A 21,269-nucleotide genomic window follows, 5' to 3' on the forward strand; every position below is an offset into this window, starting at 1 on the left:
GGACTCAGACCCGCGCTCGACCGGCCGGACGGGAGCCGGGGGGGGGACGCCTCAGCCGCGCGGCGGACTCAGACCCGCGCTCGACCGGCCGGACGAGCGCGGCGGGCTGAGGCCCGGGCTCGCCCTCGCGGCCGGACGGAAGCCGGGAGAACGCCTCAGCCACCCGGCGGACTCAGACCCGCGCTCGACCGGCCGGACGGGAGCCGGGAGGACGCCTCAGCCGCGCGGGCAAGCTGATCAGCCAGGCAGAAGCGGGGAGAACGCCTGGCCCGCGGGCAAGCTCAGCCGGCGCGAGCGGGACGCCCCCGAAGACAGCGGCAGGCTGCGACCCGGTGCCGGGCAAGGCCGGCCAACCGGAACCCGCGACGCCGGCCCCGGGCCGGCTCCCCTCACGGCCAGTGAAACCCCCGCAGCGCCCTCAGATTCCGCAGCGCGAGTTCCGCAGGCCCCTCCGGGCCCGTCGGCGGGGCGGTTCCCGCCGCCCAGGACTCGACGGCCACCCGTACGACCGCACTGGCGACGGCGGCGGTGAACCGCAGCTCCGGGGAGCCGCCCTCGGCAACGTTGTCGTCACCCTCCGTCGCCCCGGCTCTCCGCTCCACCAGCACCTCCACCAACGTGGCCTCGGACGACCGGCACCCCTCGGCCCACACCTTCCGCAGGGCCGGGCTCGCCTCGGACATCCGGATCAGCGTCCGCACCCACTCCCACGACGCCGCGGACACGCCGGCCCCCGGCGTCAGCATGTGCGTGACCGCGTGCTCCAGGGCCTGGGGAACGGACAGATCGGCCGGGGCCCGGCGGACCGCTTCGACCCAGCGGTGGGCACCGGCCGCGTAGAGGGGCGCGACGGCCTCCTCCTTGGTGGCGAAGTAGCGGTAGAAGGTGCGCGGCGCGATTCCCGCGGCCTGGGCGATGTCCTCGGCGCGGGTGGCGCGCAGTCCGTGCCGTACGAACAGACCCGCCGCCGCCCGGGCGATCTCCATGCGCGTCTCCGCCTTGCGGCGTTCGGTCAGGGACGAAGGAGAGGCCGCTGACGACGGCGAGGAAGGCCGGGGGTGCTGGGCGGGGGTGGTGCTGCTCACGTCGGCAGGCTATGCCCATGTGGCACAATCTGCCATTCGGCGGGCCACCCCGGGGTTCAGGTTCGGGGTGCCCCGCCTTCCAGGCGTGTCCGCGGCCGGGCGACAGGCCGCGTGCGACGAAAAAGAGCCGGGCCCCGGCGCCCGGGGGAAGGCGCCGAAGCCCGGCTCGGGGAGGTCCCGGCGCCGGGGGGAGTGCGTCGGGACGTGGCTTTCGGTGTGTCGTGCGGCAGGTACGGGTCGCGGACGGTGCCGTGCCCGGGAACGTGGGCGCCGCCGGTGCCCGGGGGTGCCTTCCTCGGGCCCGAACTCGCGCGCCCTGAAGTCTTGTTCCCGGGACGCGTCTTTTGAAGCGGCGTTACACGGCCATGTTCGCGCGGGCCTTCGCCCCCCGGCGTACGCCCCCGCGACGACCGCTCCGCGGCTCCTCGACCGAGCCTCACGCCGCCGCGTCGAAGCCGGTCTGACGTGCCAGCTTCTTCAGTTCCAGCAGGGCGTGCTTCTCGATCTGGCGGATGCGCTCCCGGGTCAGGCCGTGCTCCTTGCCGACCTCGGTGAGGGTCCGCTCCCGGCCGTCCTCGATGCCGTACCGCATCTTGATGATGGACGCCGTACGCTGGTCGAGGCGGCCGATGAGGTCGTCGAGCTCCTCGCTGCGCAGCAGGGTCATCACGGACTGCTCGGGGGAGACCGCCGAGGTGTCCTCCAGCAGGTCGCCGAACTGGGTCTCGCCCTCGTCGTCCACCGACATGTTCAGGGAGACGGGGTCGCGCGCCCAGTCCAGGACGTCACTGATGCGCTCCGGCGTCGAGCCGAGTTCCTCGGCGATCTCCACGGGCTCCGGGTCCCGGCCGTGATCGCGGTTGAACTCGCGCTGCACGCGGCGGATCCGGCCCAGCTCCTCCACCAGGTGGACGGGCAGCCGGATGGTGCGCGACTGGTCGGCTATGGAGCGGGTGATCGCCTGACGGATCCACCAGGTGGCGTACGTGGAGAACTTGAAGCCCTTGCGGTAGTCGAACTTCTCGACCGCGCGCACCAGGCCGGCGTTGCCCTCCTGGATCAGGTCCAGCAGGGGCAGGCCGCTGCGCGGGTAACGACGGGCGACCGCGACGACCAGGCGGAGGTTGGAGCGGATGAAGACGTCCTTGGCCCGCTCCCCCTCGGCGACCAGCGCTTCCAGCTCCTCGCGGGTGGCGTCCGCCTTCGACTCCTCGTACCCGTCGAGGACCTGTCGCGCGAACACACCCGCCTCGATGGTCTGCGACAGCTCGACCTCCTTGGCGGCGTCGAGGAGCGGCGTCCGCGCTATCTCGTCGAGGTACATACCGACCAGATCGCGGTCCGCGATCTCGCCGCCATGGGCGCGGACACTGCTGGTCGCGTCGACGGTCTCGCCTGCGGCGGACGTACGACGGGCGACGGCACGGGTTGCCATGCGTGCTCCCTTGCGATGGTGAGGTCAGCGGGTGGTCCTTCGGACGCTCAGCACCCTCTTTGGGTAAGTCTTCGGGTGCCCTGCATCCGATGGAAACAACGACTGGAATCAGGACAGAATTCCCAACCCACCCCTCGATTTTTCGGATCATGCAGTACCCTGTCCGGCCACGTGAGGAGGGCCGATGCCGTCAGGACGTACAGAGGTGCAGGTCAGACCGGGAGTCGAGGATGATCTCGCGGCCCTCACCGACCTCTACAACCACTACGTTCGTGAGACGCCCATCACATTCGACACGGCGGTCCTCACTCCGAAGGAGCGCCGCCCCTGGCTGCTCTCCCACCCGGAAGACGGGCCGCACCGGCTGATGGTTGCCACGGACGCGGACTCCCAGGAAATCCTGGGGTACGCCACATCCAGCCCTTACCGGGTGAAGCCCGCCTACTCCACCTCCGTGGAGACGACGGTGTACGTCGCCCCCGACGCCGGCCGCCGCGGTGTCGGCACGCTGCTGTACGGGGCCCTCTTCGAGGCCCTGTCCGGCGAGGACCTGCACCGCGCCTACGCGGGGATCGCGCAGCCGAACGAGGCGTCGACGCGGCTGCACGAGCGTTTCGGCTTCCGGTACGTCGGCACGTACCGGGAGGTCGGCCGGAAGTTCGGGCGGTACTGGGACGTCGCCTGGTACGAGAAGGAGCTGTAGACCGACGGGACCGCCTGCGGGCCCTGTGGCCGGGGCGGCTCAGCCGAACTGCACCGACCGCGGGCGGCTCAGCCGAACTGCACCGACCGCTTGGCCAGCCCCATCCAGAACCCGTCGATCACGGACTTCTGTTCCCCGAGCTCCCCCACGGCGTCCGCCGCGCCCATGGTCACGAACAGCGGGGCGAAGTGCTCGGTGCGCGGGTGGGCCAGCTGCCCGGCCGGGGCGGCGTGGGTGAAGTCGAGCAGCGCGTCCACGTCCCCGGCCTCCAGCACCTGACGGCCCCAGTCGTCGAACTCGGCGGACCAGCCCGGCACTCCCCCGCCGGGGTGACGCAACGCGGCGAGGTTGTGGGTGAAGAACCCGGAGCCGACGATGAGCACGCCCTCGTCGCGCAAGGGGGCCAGCTTCCGGCCGATCTCCATCAGCCGCACCGGGTCGAGCGTCGGCATGGAGACCTGCAGGACGGGAATGTCGGCCTCGGGGAACATCTCGACCAGCGGGACATACGCGCCGTGGTCCAGTCCCCGGTCCGGCACGTCCTGCACGGGCATGCCGGGGGCACGCAGCAACTTGCGGACGGACTCGGCGAGTTCGGGGGCGCCCGGGGCCTCGTACCGGACCTGGTAGTAGCGCTCGGGGAAGCCCCAGAAGTCGTAGACGAGGGGGACGGTACGGGTGGCGCCGAGGGCGAGCGGGGCCTCCTCCCAGTGGGCGGAGACGACGAGCACGGCCCGCGGACGGGGCAGCCCGGCGGACCAGGCGGCGAGCTGTCCGGGCCAGACCGGGTCGTCCGCCAGCGGCGGGGCACCGTGACTGAGGTACAGGGCGGGCATGCGCTCCTGGGCGGCTGCGGACATGGCGACGGCTCCCTCCGGGACGGCCCGGTTGCTTTAACTCTAAAGTTCTCTGCCCGACTCTACGCCCTGTTTGTTTAACTTTCAAGGAGGTGTCTCGTACAGTGGATCGCATGAAGACGGCATCCGCATCCGTACCCGCGTCCGCGTCCGTCGACGAGCCGAAGTGGCTCACCGACGAGGAGCAGCGCGTGTGGCGCTCGTACATCGAGGCCACCACGCTCCTGGAGGACCATCTCGACCGCCAGCTCCAGCGGGACGCCGGCATGCCGCACGTCTACTACGGCCTGCTGGTCACGCTCGCCGAGTCCCCGGGCCGCCGGCTGCGGATGACCGAGCTGGCGATGCACGCGAAGATCACCCGCTCCCGCCTCTCGCACGCCGTCGCCCGGCTGGAGAAGAACGGCTGGGTGCGCCGCGAGGACTGCCCCTCCGACAAGCGGGGCCAGTTCGCGGTGCTCACGGAGGAGGGCGTTCGCGTGCTGAAGCGCTCGGCGCCGGGTCATGTGGCCGCCGTGCGCCAGGCGCTGTTCGACCGGCTCACCCCGGAACAGCAGAAGTCCCTCGGCGAGATCATGCGGATCGTCGCCGAGGGACTTCAGCCCAGCGAGGCCGGGGCGGACCTGCCCTGGCTTCGCTGAGTCCGTGCACAGTGCCCGAAGCGGTACGACGGGACGGGCGCCGTCGCCGTCAGGCGGTCAGTGGGCGACCACCGGGACCGGCATGTCGTCCTCGGCGCCCTCGCCCGCGCCGGTGGCCGCGCCCATGTCCGGGCGGCCGGCGTTGATCAGGGTCACGGCGATCGCCGCGGCGACGACCAGGATGCCGACGGCGAACCAGATGGCGCTGGTGTAGCCCTGCACCTGGCCCTGGAGCTGGACGAGCTGCTGCTGCGAGCGGGTGGCCGCCGAGCCGATGTGGTCGGCGATGTACGAGGTGGTCGCCGAGGCGGCGATGGTGTTCAGCAGGGCCGTGCCGATCGCGCCGCCGACCTGCTGCGAGGTGTTGACCATCGCGGAGGCGACACCGGCGTCCCGCGGCTCGACGCCCTGCGTGGACAGCGACATCGCCGGCATGAACGCCGTACCCATGCCGAGGCCGAGCAGCAGCATCGCGGGCAGCAGCAGAGCGGCGTACGAGGAGCCGATCTCCAGCTGGGTCAGCAGCAGCATGCCGACCGCCGCCACCAGGAAGCCGGGGCCCATCAGCAGGCGCGGGGCGACCCGGGTCATCAGGCGGGTGCCGATCTGGGTGGAGCCGGTGATCATGCCCGCGATCATGGGCAGGAACGCGAAGCCCGTCTTGACCGGCGAGTAGCCCTTCACGATCTGGAGGTAGTAGGTCAGGAAGAGGAACAGGCCGAACATCGCGATGATCGCGAGGCCGAGCGAGAGGTAGACGCCACCGCGGTTGCGCTCGGTGAGCACGCGCAGCGGCAGCAGCGGCGCCTTGACGCGCGACTCGACGAACACGAACGTGGCGAGCAGGACGGCCGACGCGACGAACATGGTGATGGTCACCTCGTCGCTCCAGCCCTCGGACTCGGCGCGGGTGAAGCCGTACACCAGCGCGACCAGGCCGAGCGTGGACAGGATGACACCGGGGATGTCGAGCGGGGAGCGGTTGCGGCCGCCCTCCGGCTCACGGATGACGAACCAGGCGCCGGCCGCGGCGATCACCGCGAACGGGATGTTGACGAAGAACGTCCAGCGCCAGTTCAGGTACTCGGTGAGGAAACCGCCGAGGATCAGACCCACGGCACCGCCACCACCGGCGATGGCGCCGTAGATGCCGAACGCCTTGGCGCGCTCCTTCGCGTCGGTGAACATCACGGCGAGCAGGGAGAGCGCGGCGGGCGCGAGAAGGGCGCCGAAGACGCCCTGGAGGGCGCGGGAGCCGAACATCATCGCCTCGTTGGTGGCGGCGCCGCCCAGCGCGGAGGCGAGGGCGAAACCGGTCAGACCGAGGACGAAGGTGCGCTTGCGGCCCCACAGGTCGGCTATCCGGCCGCCGAACAGCAGCAGACCGCCGAAGGCGAGCGCGTAGGCCGTGACGACCCACTGCCGGTTGCCGTCCGAGATGCCCAGGTCCTGCTGGGCCGAGGGCAGGGCGATGTTCACGATGGTCGCGTCGAGGACGACCATCAGCTGGGCGAGCGCGATGAAGACGAGCGCTTTCCAGCGGTTGGTGTCCGGGACGCCGGGAGCCTTGAGGGCTGTTTCTGACATGGGGGTACCCACTTCGGGACTTCGGGACTTCGGGACTTCGGGACTTCGAGAGGGAAGAGCTCAGGAACCGCAACAGAAATTGCAGAGCTGCTGAACTACGGACAGAACGGAAATGCGTGGAAACGTCTGGGCGGACATTGCGGGAGTCGGGAAGGTGAAGATCAGTCGACGGTCGGCCGGTGGCCGGTCGGTGGCCGGTCGGTGGCCGATCGACTACTGGTTGCGACCGGTTGTCTCAGTCAGGCCTGGCGCAGGTCCTCCAGGGTCACCGTCGCGCCCGGCAGGTGGGAGCGGGCCGGTGCCCGCAACCCGTCCAGGAACAACTGCAGGTGCCGGTGCACGTACCGGTCGACGCTGAGACACGCGGCACCCGCCGGAGGCCGACTGAGCTGGGCGGCGGCGAGCATCAGGTCGCCGACCCCCACGTCGGGACGGAGCTGCCCGGCCGCCTTGGCGCGCGCCATGACCTCCTCCACCAGCCGCTCCACCCGGCCGCGCGCGGCGAGCAGGTCGGGGTGGTGCTCGTCGAAGGTGCTGGCGATCATCGGACACAGCGCGCTGACCCGCTCGTCGGCGGCGGTGTGCACGAAGCGTTCCAGTGCGGCGAAGGCGTCGCCGTTCTCGGCGAGGGCCCGCTCGGCGGCCAGGGCCGTACGATCCATGACCGAGCAGACGACCTCGCGGACCAGGGCGTCGCGGTCCGGGAAGTTGCGGTACACCGTGGCGTTGCCGACGCCGGCCCGGCGGGCGATCTCGTCGAGCGGCACGTCCGGCCCGTGCTCGACGAACATCTCGCGGGCGGCGGTGACGATCCGCTCCCGGTTGCGCAGGGCGTCGGCGCGCGGCCGGGTCGCCTTGCGCGTGACGGGCGGCGCGGTCTGCACGGCGTACTCCTGGGTGTGTGGTGACGACTGGCTGGGTGCTGCTGAGTGGCTGAGGTACGACTGGTGCTGCTGAGTTACTGAGAGACAGCTGGTGCTGGTCGTCCGGGCGATCCGGGGAGTGATCCCCCGTTTCGCTCGTACGCCGGGTTAAACGGGGAATCGATCCCCGGTTATTTCCCCTCCGCCGAAAGAATTCCTGTGACCCGCGTCACACCTTCTTGCCGTCTCGGCCACACCTTCGCTGAGCTGCGCTGACTCACCGCGAACCCACGATCGGTCGGCTCCAACGCGCGCCCGCAGCTCACCCGGCTCAGGGTGAATCGAGAGGGTGCAGCCGGTGACCGGTGGCTGCCTGGAGCGAAAGGTCCATGCATGCAGCCGTCCCGCCGTCGGATACGCCCGCGCCGCGCGGCCGCGCTCGGCGCCGTGACCGCCATGACCCTCGCGGTGAGCACCTCGGCCGGCATGGGCCACCACACGGTGGGCTCAGCGCCGGCGGGGGCGGGGCCGGTCACCGCCCTGGCCCGGTCCGCCACGCACGGACCGTGCATGATCAGTGGCAAGGCGGACGTCCAGATGACGGAGGGCATACCCACGCCCGACGGCTACTCCCGCTCCACCGGCACCGTCCGCGCCCTCACCCTGATGATCGACTTCTCGGACGCGCCCGGCAAGGGCCGTGCTCTGGACCGCTTCAACGAGTTCTTCCCGCAGACCCAGGAATGGTTCCGCACCAGCTCCTACGGCCGCCTGGACTACCGTCCGCAGACCCCCGTCACCGACTGGCTGCGGATGCCGAAGTCCTTCAAGGCGTACGGCATAGAACGCGGGGCCCCCTTCGATCCCGGCTACCGGCTGCTGGTGCAGGACCTCGTGGCCGCGGCCGACCCCGAGGTCGACTTCCGGGAGTACGACATGCTGAACGTGCTGGTGACGCCGAACGCGGGCCCCTCGGCGTTGGACACCGTCCTGTCGGTGACGTTCGCGGGCAACGGCGAGGCGCCCACGGCGGACGGCGTGCCCGTCGCCAACGCCTCGTTCGTCTACTCCCAGCAGGACGACGGCTCCGGCACCTACGCCCGGACCGGCTTCCGCGTCCTCCCCCACGAGAACGGCCATGTCTTCGGCCTGCCCGACCTCTACACCCAGGAGGGCGGGGGCACGGTCGGGCACTGGGACATCATGAGCGAGGACTGGGGCGCCAACAACGACCTCCTCGGCTGGCACAAGTGGAAGCTGGGCTGGCTGGACGCGTCCCAGGTGCACTGCGCGTCCGCACCCGGCACCAGCGAGCACACCCTGACCCCGCTGGCCCGGACCGGCGGCTCCAAGCTCGTCTTCATCCCCCTGGACCGGCGCACCGGATACGCGGTGGAGCTGCGCACCCGCGACGGCAACGACGAGGCGGTGTGCCGGCCGGGCGTGCTGATCTACAAGGTCGACGCAGACGTGGACACCGGCCACGGCCCGGTGCGGGTGTACGACTCGCGCCGCGACAGCGGCGGCTGCACCCAGAGCCCCAACGTCCACGCGGAACTCTCGGACGCCACCTTCACCCCTGGCCAGTCCTTCGAGGACCGACTGCGCGGCATACGGGTCACGGTCACGAGGACGGACGGGGACGGGAACCACGTGGTGCGCGTGACGCGACGGTAGGGGGGCGGGTGGGGTGAGGGCGTGGACAGGGCCGTAGGCAGACGAAGTCGGAGCGAACCGCCGGCGGCACGGACGGTGAGGTCGAGGTGGGCCGGACCCGGCCGGTGGTCCGCGGTTACCGTAGGCCTGCCGCGATCGCCGTACCGGAGAAAAGATGAACCCCACCCTGCAGGAGGCCGCCGCCCCGGCCGTGCCGGACGAGGCGGTCACGCCGTTGATCCGCGGGATCGCCGTGCTGCGGCAGCTGACCGAGGCGGGCGGCACGCTCAGCCTGAGCGCGCTGGAACGCGCCACCGGCCTCGCGCGTTCCACCGTCGACCGCATCACCTCGACCCTCGCGCACATGGGGTACGTCCGCCTGGACGGCCGCGACGCGGTCCTCGCGCCCCGCCTGATGGAACTCGGCAACGCCTATCTGGACGCCCTGCGCCTGCCCGCCCTGCTGGGCGCCCGCGCGGACGCCCTCGCCGACGAACTGGACGAGTCGGTGTCCCTCGCGGTCGCCGACGACGACGGCATCCGCTTCATCCACCAGGCCACCCGGCGCCGCGCGATGTCCCTGAGCTTCCGCATCGGCGACCTGCTGCCCGTCGAACGCACCGCGCCGGGCCCGCTGTTCACCACGGAGTGGACGGCACAGGACTGGAAGCGCTGGCGGGCACGCCGCGCGGCGAACCCGGAGAATCGCGACTTCCCCGCCGTACCCCCGGCCGAACACCCCCGGTCCGCCGAGGAGTTCGCACGGCGCTCGAGCCGGGCCCGGCAGGACGGGTGGGCGCTGGACGACCAGTTGATCGAGCCAGGGCTGGTGGCGGTGGCGGTTCCGGTACGGGACCCCCGTACCGGCCGGATCGCGTGCGCGGCGAGCGTCGTCAGCCACACCAGCCGGCACACCGCGGCCGAGCTGCGCGACACGCTGCTGCCCCGGCTGCGCGCGGCGGTGGCGACGATGGAGGAGGACCTGCGCACGGCGCCCCGCCCGGAGCCCGCCCCGGCCCCGTCAGGGCTGGCGACCTGGACGGGCGCGTCGAAGCAGGAGCTGGGCCGGGAGTTCGTGGAGTCACTGGCCCGGGGCCTGACCGTGCTGACCGCCTTCGGCAAGGGCCGGGCGGAACTCACCCTGACGGAGGTGGCAAGGGCGACGGGCCTGGCCCGGGCCACCGCACGCCGGGCCCTGATCACCTACGAGCACCTGGGGCTGATCACCCAGCCCCGCCCCGGCACCTTCACCCTCACGCCCAGGGTCCTCTCCCTCGGCTACCCGCCCCTGTCCCGCGCCTCCCTCCCCCACATCGCCGCCCCGCACCTGGCCGCGCTCGCCGAGCGCATCCACGAGTCGACGTCCCTGGCGGTGCTGACGGCGGCCGGGAACGAGATCCAGTACACCGCGCGGGTGGCGACGGCCCGGGTGATGAGCGTGAACATCACCGTGGGCACCCGGCTGCCCGCATACGCCACGTCCATGGGCCGCGTCCTGCTGGCCGACCTTCCGCCCGCCGACCGCGCCCTCGGCCCGCTCCGCCCGCTGGCACCCCGTACGATCACCGACCCACGAGAGCTGGCCCGCACGCTCGACGAGGTGCGGGCACAGGGCTACGCCCTGGTCGACGAGGAACTGGAGGAGGGCCTGCGCTCGCTCGCGGTCCCGGTCCGCGACCGTTCGGGCCGCGCGGTGGCCGCCCTCAACACCGCGATGCACGCCTCCCGGCACACCCTCGAAAACTGCGTCGACCTGGTCCCGGCCCTCCGCGAAACGGCCGACGCCGTCGAGGCGGACCTGCACGTCTCGGCCCGCTTCACCCAGGTCCCCCTGACCTAGCCCACACCCGAACCACCCCTTACCCGGCCACCACGATGGGCCTCCGGCCACTCCGCCGCACTGACGCGCCACCGCGGGCCCCCGCCACCCGGCCACCCTCATCGCGCCAGGCACCCCACGCATCCCCCTCACTCCGAAAGGACCGCCTCGACACGCACCCTCACCACCACCCGACCCCGGCGAGCACCCCCGCTCACCCCCGATCCGGTACCCTGTGGTCCGAGCACCCTGATCCACCTCAGGGCCAGCCACGCCTTCGTAGCTCAGGGGATAGAGCACCGCTCTCCTAAAGCGGGTGTCGCAGGTTCGAATCCTGCCGGGGGCACAGAGCAAAGGGCCAGCTCAGGAGGCGTTTCCTCCCAGGCTGGCCCTTCGGCGTGTCCGGGGTCGTGACTGATGACGCTCTTTGAAAACGGCCACCCGCTGCTCGGGGGTCACCCCACACCTGCTCACGATTCCCCAGCTGCGGAAGACCGAGATCGTCTCCGTGGACGGTGCCGCAGCCGGTGATCAGGGCTGGTTCGCGATCCGCCGGCCGAGCTGTTCGAGGAACTCCTGCAAGCTGGACGCGGCGACCTCGAAGTCGTCAAACCAGGAGGCGGTGGTGGACTTCCGGACTTGTCCGCTGTCTCCGATCGCGAACAGATGGCCCCCGCCGTCGCTGGCGAAGACCAGTGCGACCGATTCGTCGTCGATTGGAGCGGGGCCGTACTCGCGGAAGTGTTCCGCCACCGTTGCTGGTGAGTGGATGAAGTACCCGTTGTCGACGTCGGCCAGGGAAGCCTCGCTGATCACCCAGTAGAGCGTGGTCAGGTCGGAGGGGATCGGTGTCAGGTCCACGAGCGCGTCCGTCGCCTGGTGGCTGTCGTCGGTTGCGAGCATCACTGCGTTGTGGCCGGGCGGGAAGCCGTGCGTCGAGAGGAAGGACTGCATCAGCTTCGTCAGGTCCGCGTCGGCCTGTTCCCGCCAGGACCGGACCCACTCCGCGTCAAGCCGCTCACCATCCGGGTCCCGCGCCGCCTGGCGTGTGCATCCTGCCTGGGCATCGCGTGGAGAACGCGCAAAGATTCCCACGGCGGGTTCCTAACGGGCTTCCACGGCCGACCGGGTGATGTTCTTGAGGAACAGCACCGGCGTGGCCGCGGTGGCCACCGCGAACACGGCGAAGGCCGGCCGGATGCCGCCCAGTTCGGCCAGCAGGCCCCCCAGGGCCGCGCCCAGCGGCATGGCGCCGAAGTTGAAGAGCCGGGCCGCCGCGCCGTAGCGGCCGAGCATCTCGTCGGGGACCTTGCGCTGGGTGATGGTGCGGGCGTTGACCGTCCACAGCGTGCCGCCCATGCCGCCGAGGAAGGCACCCACCGCCACTGCCCAGATGCTGGTGGTCAGGGCGGGCAGCGCGACCATCGCGGTGGTGCCGATCAGGTCGGCGAACATTGCCCAGCGGGCACCGAGCAGCCGGTTCACCCAGGTCACCGCTGCTGCGCCGCCAGTCCGCCGGTCCCCAGGGCGCTGAGCACAAGGCCGTACTGCTGCGGTCCGAGTTCCATGGCCTGCGTGGCGTAGAGAGGGAGGAGCGCCAGCCAGGCGCCCCAGACGGCGGCGAGCACGGTGACGACCAGTGCCAGCGTGCGCAGTACCTCGTCGTGCCAGAGGAAGCGCAGCCCCTCGGCGATCCGGCTGTTGACCGAGACTGCAGCCGCGTCCGGAGCGGGCCCGTCGGCCCGGAAGCGGCCCACCAGCAGGAGCAGGGCGAGGGCGGCGAGCGCGTAGGAGGCGCCTATCAGCCCCAGCGCGATGCCTGTCCCGGCGGCCAGCAGCAGCCCTCCGACGAAAGGCCCGGCGAACTCCTGCCCCACGGTCTCGGCTCCCACCATCCAGGCGTTGGCGCGCTCTCGCCCGGCCGCCGGCACCGCGGCTGGGACCAGAGCGGAGGCGGAGGTGGAGGCCAGTACATCGGCGACACCGAGGACCGCCCCGGCGGTGAGGAGCTGCCCGAGCGTGACGCCACCGGTCACGGCGGAGACGGTGAGCCAGCCCATCGCCGCCAGCCGCATTCCGTTTGCGCCCCAGAGCAGCCGTCGCCGGTCGAAACGGTCGACGAGCACGCCGATGTGCAAGGCGACGAGCAGCCAGGGCAGCGTGAGGGTCAGCGAGACGGCGGTGACGTGGGCGGGAGAGCCGGTGAGCTGGGCGGCCAGCAGGGGCAGAGCCATCTTCATCACGCCGTCGGCGAGGTTGGTCGCGGCGGTGAAGCCGACCAGGACCGCGGTGTTGCGCCGCCCGCGGTCGGCTGGAGGACAGCCCTCCCGCGTCAGGGCGCCGAGGCTTTTGCCGGTCTTAGCCCGCTGGGACACCGCCGTGACCATGTTCATCCCCTAACTGTCTAACGTCTTAGCCGGTTAGGTCACTGTGGTGCACGTCCCGGCATTCGCGCAACCGGTAAAACGCTTGACCGGTAGAATGACGGAAACCTGCAGGAGGTGACCCGCAATGCTGGAGCCGCCGGCCGCAGCCGTCCTGGTGGAGGCGTTCGCCAACACGGTCGACGTGGAAGAGGCCAGCGACGAGATCGCCACCCCGGCCGGGCTGGCCAACTGGCTGACGGGCCGCGGCCTGCTCAACGCGCCCGCAGAGATCCCCCCCGACGTCCACGACAGCTATGTGGCCCTTCGGGCAGGCATCCGCGAGGAGTTGGGCAGCCATGTCGGCGACACCCCCGACCCGGAACTGCTTGCCGCGGCGGACCGGGTGCTGGCCGGACATCCCGTACTGGTCACCTCGCGTGGATTTTTGACCCCTGCGGCGGGGCTGTCCGCGCAGCGCAGGCCGCTGGCCGCGCTGGCGATCGCGTGGAGTGAGCTGGTCACGACCGGGGATGCCGCGCGGCTCAAGCGCTGCGCGGAGCACACCTGCGGCTGGGCCTTCTGGGACGTATCGAAGAATCGCAGCCGCCGCTGGTGCTCGATGAAGGTGTGCGGGAACCGTAACAAGACCCGGTCCTACGCGTCCCGGAAGCGGCAGGCGACCTGACCGTCAGCCAGCCGCAACGCTGGGCAGTACGGCACGTGGTGCACATTCGCGTGTACCGGGCTGTGCACTCTCACGCGAACGCCGACACCAGAGCGAGTTCGTTCCCCACCCTCGGCAGATCGACTGTTCTCCCCGCTGCAAATCCGCAGCCCACCGGCTCCCACCCGCACCGCCAGCGGCCCATACCTGCCCCGTCTGCCAGGGCATCTTCACCACCAACCCCCGCCTGCGGCAGATCTACTGCTCGCCCAACTGCCGCCGCGACGCGGAGAAACAGCGCAACCAGGAACGCGACGAACAGCGGGCCATCCGACTCGGCGAACAGCAGCCCCGGCAGACTCCGACGGCCGCAGCCAGCTCCGCCCTGCAGGAGCAGGCCCTGACCCCCACCGCAGTCCGGAACTGCCCGCACTGCGATCAGCCCGTCACCATCGTCGCCCTGCTGGCCACCCCGGAAGCTACACGTCTCACCATCGCCAGCAGGGTTCCCGAAATCACCTCCCTGCGGCGGACTCCGTGAGCACCGCGGGCAACGACTTCGCCTGACCGTCACTGATCAACCGGGCCCGGCGACCTTCGGTCGCCGGGCCCTCGCACGTGCTCTTCGCTCCCCAGATTCCCCACTCGCTTCAAGCTGCAACGAAGTGGAGGGAAGAGCGTCCTTGGCCGTTTTCAGAGATCCTCATCATGAGTCCACACCCGCTGGAACTCTTCGGCCGGGATGGCTTCCAGCGGGTCCTCTTCGGGGTGGAGCGCCTGGTCCGTCAGGAACCCGTGCTCGTCCTCCAGGTACTCCCAGCTGTACCGGTGGAGTCGGCCGGCCGGAGTCAGCTCGGCCTGCTTGATGGCGATCAACTCACCACGGTCGGGTACGGCCTCGAAGTACCACAAGCCGCCCTCCTCGTCGACTGGCGAAAGTGATGCCGCAGGGTGGCCCCCTCATCAAGAGATCGGAAGTACGCCACGCTCTCTGCTCTGATGCGCTCCAGGTCAACCACAGGATCATCGTGCCGGCGAACGCGGGCGGTTGCACCGTTCTGACATCCACAGGTGACATCAACAACCCCGGACACCTGCCCTCCTGGGCGGTCCTGCACGGCCGGCGTAGCCGAGTGACTCCCCGCCAGCGCCGAGGAGCGATCGAACTCCTGAAGCGGGTGCCGCAGGTTCGCATCCTGCCCGAGGGCACCAGGAAAAGGCCCCGGACCATCACGGTCCGGGGCCTTTTGTCGGCAGCAATTGACGGCAGTCACCGCCGGAGGGGGCGCCGTTCGCGAGTGCCGGCCGAGCGTGGCGTGCGCGGGAAGCGCGGCTGGTGTGGGATTCGACCCCAGTGACTCGCGCCACGCGGTGTCAAGACGATGGGTGAGAAGGATCCGGGCTCCGGACGTGCGGACAGGCTCAGGGACAGGTGGAGGCGGTGTCGATCCTGATGCCGGTCACGGTGTAGCCCGAGGGGAATTGCTGGTAGTGATTCGGCGGAAGACACCTGTAACCGGTTGCGCCGGTGCTGTCGTAGACGTAACGGAGGTATGCCCGATCGTCGTTGCGGCTGTTGTAGACCCAGTTGGCGCCGCGGCTGCTGGTGCCGAGGTTCTGGTACGAGGTTGTGACGTCCTGGTACGCGGCTGTGGGGCTGCCGTTGTACCAGTTGCTGTCGGTCATGTAGAAGCAGACGCGGGGCCATCCGCACCCGTTGTATGAGGTGGCCGAGGCGGTGGGAGCCGTAACCAGTGCGGTGGCGGCGAGGCCAGCAGTTGCCATGCCGATGACGGCGATTCGCTTGGTCGTCTTCATAGCGAGGATCTTGCCGATGACCGACCAGGAAGTCGTTGACGATGAGCGCCAGGATGTTGACGAAGAGTGCCTGCATCCTCAAGCGGGCGTCAGGTGTGAATGCCGGAGCGGGAGGACAAGGCAGAGGCCTGGCCCAAGTTGCTTCGGGACGAAGAGGTCGTGGGTTCACACCCCGCCACCCCGACGCGGTTCTCAGCTGGAAGAGGCGACGACCTGCCCGACGACGGAGAAACGCTGCTGACACTCCGGGCAGGTCGCCTCACCGAAGGCATAAGTCAAGGCGCGCGCGACTTCCTCATGGCCGTCGGCCAGGGCAAGGTCGTAGAGGCGCCGGCCGAGACCTTCCATGGCGCGAGGATCGGCCGGATGGAGAGGGAAGGTCTCGACGTGGTCGTCGGAGAGGGCATAGTCCTCCGCCGCGCTGAAGAAGCCTCGCTCTCCGATCATCACCCACAGCGACGCGCACCCGTCGGGATCGGGGCACTCGAGCTCGTATTCCTCACTGACGACGCCCCAGACCAAGCCCTCTGCCCAGTGGATGTCGCCCTCCAGGTTCAGGACCGCCTCAACCAGATAGCAGTAGTCGTTCCGGTCGGCGGTGTTCTGCCGCCACCGGTTTGCGGCGCCCAGGAGGCGTGCGACTTCCGGCGCGTGCTGGTGCCGCAGGTACCGGGTCTCGTACCGCTGGTCGGCCTGGACGAGAAGGGCGCCGGCCAGGTGGAGGGCCGAAGCCGCCACGCCGGCTTTGTCGGCCTCCGCCATGTCGGCCAGCGTGTGCAGCACCAGCGGATGGGTGACGTCCAGAGAGCCGTTGTGGTACAGCTCCGTCCAGAGGTCGCTCCAGGCCTGACTGTCCCGGCCCGTGGCAGCACGTTCCAGCAGTGCCTTCAGGCGGTCGGAATCGGCGTCGTCTGCGCGGGGAACAGGAGAACTCGTCGTCATCTCCGGCATCCAAGCAGACTGCCGCAAGCACACTTTCGCCGACCTGTCGATCGCTGGGGATGTGTGCCGGTCGGCATGTCCGGTGAGGCGGGGCCGACCGACCGGAAGAGCCGTTGCAAGCCTGCCCAGTGCCGGAACTGTTCCGCTGACATCCCACATTGAGATCAGCGGCCACGGACTGCGGTGGCCGCCGACAACCGTATGCGGCGCCCGTGCGCGCACACGGGGCCCTGATCGAACTCTTAAGCGGGTGTCGCAGGTTCGGATCCTGCCGGGGCACCAGCCAAAAGGCCAAGGCCATGAAGTTATGACTGTTGGATCGGTGTCCATAGGCCCTGATCTGCGGGATCGCTGGATACGAGAAGCGGAGCCCCGGTAGAACTGGCAGTCGACCAAGACAAGCCGTTCACAAAGACCGGAGGCTCCGCTGTCCGGACAGTCTGGCATTACCCGTGAGATCGCGGTAGCCGAAGACATCTTCGCTCCGGGCCATCTGGGCGAGCTGACGCAGATCGTGCCGTTCGAGATGGTCGATGACGTCCTCGCCGGCTGCGGCACCACTGAGCAACGGCTGCGGAAACTGCCGGCCCGGGTGGTGGTCTACCTGCTGCTGGCCGCCGCGCTGTTCGAGGAGTGCGGCTACCCGGCCGTGTGGCGCAAGCTGACCGGCGCCCTTGGGGCGCTGCCCCTGCCGACGGTGACCGCGACCGGGCTGTGGCACGCCCGGTGCCGGCTCGGGGTGCGTCCCCTGCGGGCCCTGTTCGACCTGCTGCGCGGCCCGGCGTCGGCGGTCCGCACCGCCGGGGCCCGCTGGGCCGGGCTGCTGGTGGTCGCCGCCGACGGCACGTACCTGGACGTGGCCGACGACCCGGCCGTGCGGGCCAGGCTGGGCGAGGGAGCCAACCAGTACACCGCCGCCTCCGGCTATCCGCAGGTCCTGCTCATCGCCCTGGTGGCCTGCGGCACCCGCGCGGTCATCGACGCGGTCTTCGGCCCCCGCAAGCCCGGCGAGCCGGTCCTCGGACGTCGTCTGACGCGCTCGATGCGCCAGGGCATGGTCGTGCTGCTGGACCGGGGATTCAGGCTTGGCTTGCGGGATGTCCTGGCGGGCCCTCGCTTGCGGTGGTCGCCATCGCCCTGCCTGCGTCCCGTCGGCATCGGTGTTCGCGTCCTTCGGCTGTGCGGGGTTCCCGCCGGGGAGGCCGTACTCAGGTGCGACACAGCCCGTTCCTTGTCACGGTCTAGCAGCTCGCCGGCCACGCTGCGGCCGCACTTTCGGCCGTTTGGCGGCGCTCGTCCCGACTCTCGGCGAACCGACGGCCTGTGGCCCCAGGGAGGAAACCCGCGTTCAGGCCCGGGCCGATCTTTCGGCGTGTACCTGCCCAATGGAACTCATAGGTCTCGCGGGCTGGCGAGCACGGCCCTGGTCACGGCAGGCAGGCGGGTCGCAGACGAACACGTCGCGTTCGGTGGTATCGGGGATCAGGTGGTGCAGGCTGAACGGCGGTGGGGCGCCGTGCTCGCCGGTCCGGCCGGTGAGCAGGTGGAGCCGTCCACCCCGCAGCGCGACCACGTGGCGCACCTCGTTCAGCAGCACGGCCTCGGCCACACTGTGACCTGGTGCAGCACCACGACGTCGCCGGTCGCCTCCTCCTGCATGGCCCGCACGGACGTGCTCCCCACACCGCCGACGATCAGTAGAGCGCCGGGCCGGGGCCGGGGCTGGGGCGGTGAAGTGAACACCCCGTACTTTCTCGACGAAGGCTCGGTGGGCGCGCTCGAGAGCAGCATGCCGGACGGGTGGCAGACAGTACGCTGAGTCCAGTGGGATCGGGCCCGCAGCACAGCGTCCAGGAGGTGCTTCATGACGGCCGAGATGGTGGCCCCGGCATGGATGCATGAGCAGATCACGGCGGAGGAGTACGACTCCTGGTCCGAGGAGCAGTGCGCCGGCATCGAGATCGTGGACGGGATGGTCGTCGTGAGTCCGAGCGCGTCCAAGCGGCACAACCGGCTCGCCCGGATTCTGGCGAACGCCCTGGATGCCGCCGCGGGCACGGAGTGGAACGCCGACACTGACTTCGACGTCCGGCTTCAAGACGTCCCGCTCACCAATCGCCGCCCGGACGTCATCGTGTACCGCGCAAACACGATCGACATCACCCCCACCCGCCCTGAGCACGTGCTGCTGGTCGCGGAGGTGGTGTCGCCGGGCTCGGAGACCACCGACCGGATCGTGAAGGTCGACCAGTACGCCAAGGCAGGCATCGGCTTCTACTGGCGGATCGAGCAGGCCGCGACAGGCGTTCCTCTCGTGTACACCTACGTTCTTGACCCCGCGACGAAGACCTACCGGGACGGAGATGTGTTCACCGGCGTGCTCAAGGCAGCGGCCCCCTTCCCGGTGGAGATCGACCTCGGCCAGGTCTGACCCACGCACTGCTCCGCAGTCGGCAGCGCGTGAGCGGACGGCCCGGCACAGGGCGGCATGAGCCGGATCAAGTGGCTCGCCGCGCGGTTCTGACCAGGGGAAACAGCACCGCCCGGCAGTGCCAGGCACCGCCCGGCAAGGATTCGATCCCACTCCTCAAGCGGGTGTCGCAGGTTCGAATCCTGCCGGGGCACCAGCCGGAAGGCCCCGGACCGATCATGGTCCAGGGCCTTTGCCAAGCGCCCCTATGGCGGCTGGCGTTGGGGTACCCCTGATTGCCCGTACTGGGCAGGGCTTCAGCCTCCCCTTGCTCGCCCGCCCCTTCAGCTTCGACCACCTGACCGTGGGGCGGGACATGCCGCTCGAGGCCGGGCGCGCCAGCGCCGCCGGAGACTCAAGCACCACCACGAGACCAGCCGGCCTGCAGGCCCTCATCGGCACCGGTGGCAGTTCACGACAAGCGGGCGGGGCGGCACCGCTCACCACCCCGCCCTGCTGGGCGTGCCGGTCAGCGGACCGTTCGCGCCGCCTTTTCGATGATGTCGGTGACGGCGTCCGGGTGGGACACGGTCACAGCGTGGGAGGAGTCGATCTCCTTGATGTGGGCATTGGCGCGCTCGGCCATGTAGACCTGAAGCTCCCGCGGGATGATCTTGTCATTGGTGCCCACGAGGGCCCAGGAAGGGATGGCCTTCCAGGCGGGCTCACCGGAAGGCTCGTTCAGGGCCGTGCCGGTCCCGGGACGCTGGGTGACCGCCATCAGACCGGCGGTCTTCGCCGGGACATCCGCACCGAACGCCTGGTGGAACTTGGACTGGTCGATGTAGAGGTCGACGTCCTTGGAGCCGTCGGGGTTGGTGATCGGGACCGGACGCAGAACGTCGCCGATGACGCTGCCCTCGAACTTGCTCGCCAGTTCGTTGGCGCTCTCGCCCTTGTCGGGGGCGAAGCCGTTGGCGTACACCAGTGCCTTGACCTTGTCGGAGCCGTAGGCGGCGTTGCTGATCACCGCTCCGCCGTAGGAGTGCCCGACAAGAATCACCGGCCCGTCGATGGTGGCCAGCAGGTCCTTGACGGAGGCGGCGTCCTTGCTCAGGCTCCGCAACGGGTTGGCCGCGGCCACCACCGGGTAGCCCTCCTCCTTCAGCCTCTCGATGACGCCGTTCCAGCTGGAGGAGTCGGCGAACGCGCCATGGACGAGCACGACGGTCGGCTTGTCGGCCTTCGAGGCAGCGGTCTTGGCGGCGCTCGCCGGGCCGACCGACGTAGCGAAGAGGCCGGTGGCTACAGCCGCCGTGGCTATGAGGGTGAGAGGAGTGCGGGCACGCCGATAACGCGCGTGAAGATTCATGGAGGGCCCTTTCGAGGCGGAGATTCCAGCCACATCCGGACAGGTGGACATGGCCGCAGCAGGGCGGGGTGCTGCCGCACGTCATGGGGAAGCCGATCATGGGCCACAGGTTCCGTCCTGCTGTCAGCCCTTATGACAAGGCACGTGCTGTATGTGTGACATGCATCGAAATGGAAGGCGGGCGGGCGCCCCCGATGTCCAGACCGCGGAGCGCACCGCTGGAGGGCCACGCGGTCCGACCACTCGGACTCTGCCGGGCAGGCTCAGCGGCCACGACCTGAGGAAGGGCTGACGCCGCCGATGCCCCGGTGGTCGACAGGGCCGTGCGGTCGGCCGTACACCGGTTCCCGAGCACGCTCACAAGTCACGTGCGACTGCTTTCGCGCCCCACCGTGCCGAGCGTCTGCAAGCGGCTCTGCAACGGTTCAGCGACACCGACGAAGGCTGACGGGCGACGGTGACGGAGACCGACCCGCGGGTCGGTCGTGCTGGTCGTCCTCCGCTCCGGGTTCGAAGGGTGGACCATGGTGGGGGTGCCGGCGTCGCGGACGGTGAGCCGCGACCCGACCGCCCCCGTCGCGTGCCCGACCCAACGGGATGGCAGGCAGGGCCCGGGCTCTCCATGTGCGTGCCGGAGCGCGCCGTGAGTCCGCATGGCCTCTGCCCTCAGCATTCCCCTTGACCGGTCGGCACAGGTGCAACCGGACGGACCGCGCCGAAGTCCTGGAACTCGGAGCAGGTGACGGAAAGCCATCCCACTCCGACGCACTGGACGGCCGGAAGGGCAACGGCCGAGCGGGTGAGCCACGTCGTCCGCGAACCAGGCCGCGCCCGAAGCAAGTTGGCGAAGCTGTCCTCGCACTCGGGCAGCCAGTGCCGTACGTGCTCCACCGTGAGCGGATGCGGGGCTCAGGCGGCGCGGACGCAGCGGTGGCCCCCACGCCTCGCCCTCGCGGGGCATCAGGTCTCCTGGCTTGCTGCGGCGGGTTCCGGGAAGTAGTCGCGCGTCACTGCGTTACCGAGCGCTTTGAAATCGCCCTCTCCTCGTTCA

The 21,269-nt window shown here is 70.2% G+C and carries 17 protein-coding genes, 1 tRNA gene and 1 pseudogene; 8 read left to right on the forward strand and 11 right to left on the reverse strand.

The genetic code is table 11. The features are described from left to right. Positions 1-389: 389 nt before the first annotated feature. Positions 390-1,085 (reverse strand): TetR/AcrR family transcriptional regulator, encoded by a 696-nt coding sequence (locus tag IPT68_RS15790; protein ID WP_373300745.1) that lies wholly within the window; start codon positions 1,083-1,085, stop codon positions 390-392. Between the two features lie 436 nt (positions 1,086-1,521). Further along, positions 1,522-2,520: a sigma-70 family RNA polymerase sigma factor gene (locus tag IPT68_RS15795; RefSeq protein ID WP_189701682.1), complete on the reverse strand. Its 999-nt coding sequence runs from the start codon at positions 2,518-2,520 to the stop codon at positions 1,522-1,524. Positions 2,521-2,704: 184 nt separating this feature from the next. Here IPT68_RS15795 and IPT68_RS15800 point away from each other — a divergent pair, with 184 nt between their 5' ends. After that, positions 2,705-3,223 (forward strand): GNAT family N-acetyltransferase, encoded by a 519-nt coding sequence (locus IPT68_RS15800; RefSeq protein ID WP_189701683.1) that lies wholly within the window; start codon positions 2,705-2,707, stop codon positions 3,221-3,223. 68 nt (positions 3,224-3,291) lie between these two features. On the opposite strand, the gene IPT68_RS15805 is transcribed toward IPT68_RS15800, so the two are convergent. After that, entirely contained in the window at positions 3,292-4,083 is a 792-nt protein-coding gene (locus tag IPT68_RS15805; protein WP_189701684.1) for a dioxygenase family protein, read from the reverse strand. Between the two features lie 110 nt (positions 4,084-4,193). On the opposite strand from IPT68_RS15805, the gene IPT68_RS15810 reads away from it, so the two are divergent. After that, positions 4,194-4,721 (forward strand): MarR family winged helix-turn-helix transcriptional regulator, encoded by a 528-nt coding sequence (locus tag IPT68_RS15810; protein WP_189701685.1) that lies wholly within the window; start codon positions 4,194-4,196, stop codon positions 4,719-4,721. Between the two features lie 57 nt (positions 4,722-4,778). Here the strand turns inward: IPT68_RS15810 and IPT68_RS15815 are convergent, their stop codons facing one another. Together IPT68_RS15815 and IPT68_RS15820 are read right to left on the reverse strand one after the other, a co-directional pair. Continuing rightward, positions 4,779-6,308 (reverse strand): MFS transporter, encoded by a 1,530-nt coding sequence (locus IPT68_RS15815; protein WP_189701686.1) that lies wholly within the window; start codon positions 6,306-6,308, stop codon positions 4,779-4,781. A gap of 239 nt (positions 6,309-6,547) precedes the next feature. Further along, entirely contained in the window at positions 6,548-7,192 is a 645-nt protein-coding gene (locus tag IPT68_RS15820; RefSeq protein WP_189701687.1) for a TetR/AcrR family transcriptional regulator, read from the reverse strand. A 372-nt stretch (positions 7,193-7,564) separates the two neighbouring features. On the opposite strand from IPT68_RS15820, the gene IPT68_RS15825 reads away from it, so the two are divergent. The 3 genes from IPT68_RS15825 (at position 7,565) to IPT68_RS15835 (ending at position 10,992) form a co-directional block, all read left to right on the forward strand. Continuing rightward, positions 7,565-8,848 carry a M6 family metalloprotease domain-containing protein gene (locus IPT68_RS15825; RefSeq protein ID WP_189701688.1) on the forward strand — a complete coding sequence of 428 codons (1,284 nt, stop codon included), beginning with the start codon at positions 7,565-7,567 and terminating at the stop codon, positions 8,846-8,848. A gap of 154 nt (positions 8,849-9,002) precedes the next feature. Continuing rightward, positions 9,003-10,667 carry an IclR family transcriptional regulator domain-containing protein gene (locus tag IPT68_RS15830; protein ID WP_189701689.1) on the forward strand — a complete coding sequence of 555 codons (1,665 nt, stop codon included), beginning with the start codon at positions 9,003-9,005 and terminating at the stop codon, positions 10,665-10,667. Positions 10,668-10,919: 252 nt separating this feature from the next. Next, positions 10,920-10,992: transfer RNA gene (locus IPT68_RS15835), tRNA-Arg, on the forward strand. Between the two features lie 185 nt (positions 10,993-11,177). Here IPT68_RS15835 and IPT68_RS15840 read toward each other — a convergent pair. After that, positions 11,178-11,549: a hypothetical protein gene (locus tag IPT68_RS15840; RefSeq protein ID WP_189701690.1), complete on the reverse strand. Its 372-nt coding sequence runs from the start codon at positions 11,547-11,549 to the stop codon at positions 11,178-11,180. Positions 11,550-11,750: 201 nt separating this feature from the next. Continuing rightward, positions 11,751-13,033 (reverse strand): annotated as a pseudogene (locus IPT68_RS15845) (MFS transporter). Between the two features lie 124 nt (positions 13,034-13,157). Here IPT68_RS15845 and IPT68_RS15850 point away from each other — a divergent pair. Then, the gene (locus IPT68_RS15850; RefSeq protein WP_189702453.1) at positions 13,158-13,697 is read left to right on the forward strand and encodes a CGNR zinc finger domain-containing protein; all 540 of its coding nucleotides are present in this window, start codon (positions 13,158-13,160) and stop codon (positions 13,695-13,697) included. Between the two features lie 672 nt (positions 13,698-14,369). On the opposite strand, the gene IPT68_RS15855 is transcribed toward IPT68_RS15850, so the two are convergent. The 3 genes from IPT68_RS15855 to IPT68_RS15865 all read right to left on the reverse strand — a co-directional run bounded on the left by IPT68_RS15855 (position 14,370) and on the right by IPT68_RS15865 (position 16,445). Beyond that, positions 14,370-14,588: a hypothetical protein gene (locus IPT68_RS15855; RefSeq protein ID WP_228040491.1), complete on the reverse strand. Its 219-nt coding sequence runs from the start codon at positions 14,586-14,588 to the stop codon at positions 14,370-14,372. 510 nt (positions 14,589-15,098) lie between these two features. Next, positions 15,099-15,494, reverse strand: a complete 396-nt coding sequence (locus IPT68_RS15860; RefSeq protein WP_189700186.1) for a hypothetical protein — start codon at positions 15,492-15,494, stop codon at positions 15,099-15,101. Positions 15,495-15,686: 192 nt separating this feature from the next. After that, complete coding sequence (locus tag IPT68_RS15865; RefSeq protein ID WP_189700187.1) at positions 15,687-16,445, reverse strand: hypothetical protein; 759 nt, start codon at positions 16,443-16,445, stop codon at positions 15,687-15,689. Between the two features lie 505 nt (positions 16,446-16,950). On the opposite strand from IPT68_RS15865, the gene IPT68_RS15870 reads away from it, so the two are divergent. Together IPT68_RS15870 and IPT68_RS15875 are read left to right on the forward strand one after the other, a co-directional pair. Continuing rightward, positions 16,951-18,255, forward strand: a complete 1,305-nt coding sequence (locus tag IPT68_RS15870; RefSeq protein WP_194074099.1) for a transposase domain-containing protein — start codon at positions 16,951-16,953, stop codon at positions 18,253-18,255. A gap of 45 nt (positions 18,256-18,300) precedes the next feature. Then, positions 18,301-18,867: a Uma2 family endonuclease gene (locus IPT68_RS15875; protein WP_189700189.1), complete on the forward strand. Its 567-nt coding sequence runs from the start codon at positions 18,301-18,303 to the stop codon at positions 18,865-18,867. A gap of 508 nt (positions 18,868-19,375) precedes the next feature. Here the strand turns inward: IPT68_RS15875 and IPT68_RS15880 are convergent. Then, complete coding sequence (locus tag IPT68_RS15880) at positions 19,376-20,218, reverse strand: alpha/beta fold hydrolase (protein WP_189700190.1); 843 nt, start codon at positions 20,216-20,218, stop codon at positions 19,376-19,378. Positions 20,219-21,269 lie beyond the last annotated feature (1,051 nt).

The sequence above is a fragment of the Streptomyces chromofuscus genome, assembly GCF_015160875.1.
In the GTDB taxonomy this organism is placed as follows: Bacteria; Actinomycetota; Actinomycetes; order Streptomycetales; family Streptomycetaceae; genus Streptomyces; species Streptomyces chromofuscus.

What these genes read in the sequence shown, in the direction of transcription:
- IPT68_RS15810 (WP_189701685.1), top strand. Translation starts at nt 4,194, where the DNA reads ATGAAGACGGCATCCGCATCCGTACCCGCGTCCGCGTCCGTCGACGAG.
- IPT68_RS15800 (WP_189701683.1), top strand. Translation starts at nt 2,705, where the DNA reads ATGCCGTCAGGACGTACAGAGGTGCAGGTCAGACCGGGAGTCGAGGAT.
- IPT68_RS15875 (WP_189700189.1), top strand. Translation starts at nt 18,301, where the DNA reads ATGACGGCCGAGATGGTGGCCCCGGCATGGATGCATGAGCAGATCACG.
- IPT68_RS15880 (WP_189700190.1), bottom strand. Translation starts at nt 20,218, where the DNA reads ATGAATCTTCACGCGCGTTATCGGCGTGCCCGCACTCCTCTCACCCTC.
- IPT68_RS15860 (WP_189700186.1), bottom strand. Translation starts at nt 15,494, where the DNA reads ATGAAGACGACCAAGCGAATCGCCGTCATCGGCATGGCAACTGCTGGC.
- IPT68_RS15805 (WP_189701684.1), bottom strand. Translation starts at nt 4,083, where the DNA reads ATGTCCGCAGCCGCCCAGGAGCGCATGCCCGCCCTGTACCTCAGTCAC.
- IPT68_RS15865 (WP_189700187.1), bottom strand. Translation starts at nt 16,445, where the DNA reads ATGCCGGAGATGACGACGAGTTCTCCTGTTCCCCGCGCAGACGACGCC.
- IPT68_RS15840 (WP_189701690.1), bottom strand. Translation starts at nt 11,549, where the DNA reads ATGCTCGCAACCGACGACAGCCACCAGGCGACGGACGCGCTCGTGGAC.
- IPT68_RS15830 (WP_189701689.1), top strand. Translation starts at nt 9,003, where the DNA reads ATGAACCCCACCCTGCAGGAGGCCGCCGCCCCGGCCGTGCCGGACGAG.
- IPT68_RS15850 (WP_189702453.1), top strand. Translation starts at nt 13,158, where the DNA reads ATGCTGGAGCCGCCGGCCGCAGCCGTCCTGGTGGAGGCGTTCGCCAAC.
- IPT68_RS15795 (WP_189701682.1), bottom strand. Translation starts at nt 2,520, where the DNA reads ATGGCAACCCGTGCCGTCGCCCGTCGTACGTCCGCCGCAGGCGAGACC.
- IPT68_RS15815 (WP_189701686.1), bottom strand. Translation starts at nt 6,308, where the DNA reads ATGTCAGAAACAGCCCTCAAGGCTCCCGGCGTCCCGGACACCAACCGC.
- IPT68_RS15825 (WP_189701688.1), top strand. Translation starts at nt 7,565, where the DNA reads ATGCAGCCGTCCCGCCGTCGGATACGCCCGCGCCGCGCGGCCGCGCTC.